This is a genomic window from Priestia sp. P5_B4, from assembly GCF_056400385.1.
The window spans coordinates 1-729 of the sequence record NZ_JBFULJ010001338.1; the positions used below are offsets into that span (position 1 = coordinate 1).

At 33.9% G+C, this 729-nt stretch carries 1 protein-coding gene and 1 pseudogene; both read right to left on the reverse strand.

Translation table 11 applies throughout. The features are described from left to right. Positions 1 to 64: 64 nt before the first annotated feature. A complete protein-coding gene (locus AC1DRF_RS30835; protein ID WP_013084430.1) occupies positions 65 to 346 on the reverse strand; it encodes a YrhK family protein in 282 nt (93 codons plus the stop codon). Between the two features lie 240 nt (positions 347 to 586). Continuing rightward, positions 587 to 729, reverse strand: a pseudogene (locus AC1DRF_RS30840) (MFS transporter); the annotation flags it as partial.

Here is a 729-nt window from a genome sequence, read left to right on the forward strand (position 1 = left end):
GGGTGTACGCGTACACCCCCTTTTGATATATAGAATTCACAAGAAAAATTGTTTGCAAAGAAGATTATTTATTCCGATAACCTTCCTTTAAATATTTTCGTAAGTGAAAATCGTGTACTAATTTAATCGTTGGACGAATGAGCAATTGCACGCTCCCAAGAATAAATAACCAAATCCCTATATTTTTTAAGGAATCATAGAAGAATAAAATACTGCCAATTAGGAACCAGATGCCTATCAAGAAGTCGTTAATCGTATTTATAACTTTATAACTCTTTTTGAAGAACAATTCGTATTTACCTATTTCAATCTCCCCGTAGTCTTCTTTTCTTCCCATTTCTGACATTGTAACTCCCTCTTTTTCTTGAATTTCCTTTTTTTATTCCCTTAGCAAGTCATAAAAAAACGTCTTTTGTGACAGGGATATGATGGTAAAGGAACAAGTGTAACTTTAGTGTACTTTTCCATCTCAAATCTCCATTTTTTATTTATTAATGGTGTAAGCATTGAATAGAATAGATTTCTGCTCTTCATAGATGCAATAAAAGAAAACAAAGGGATCCCGAAAAAGGGTTGAATTGATGCCTTATTTAGAAAGCTGTTTTATAGGACGATGCGTGTAGCTTCTTGGTAAAATAAATACTACGCTCAATACTAATGACAAGATCCCCACTAGTACGACGTATTCTGTACCTAGTCCTGATATAAATAGTCCGCCTACAGCCGTAC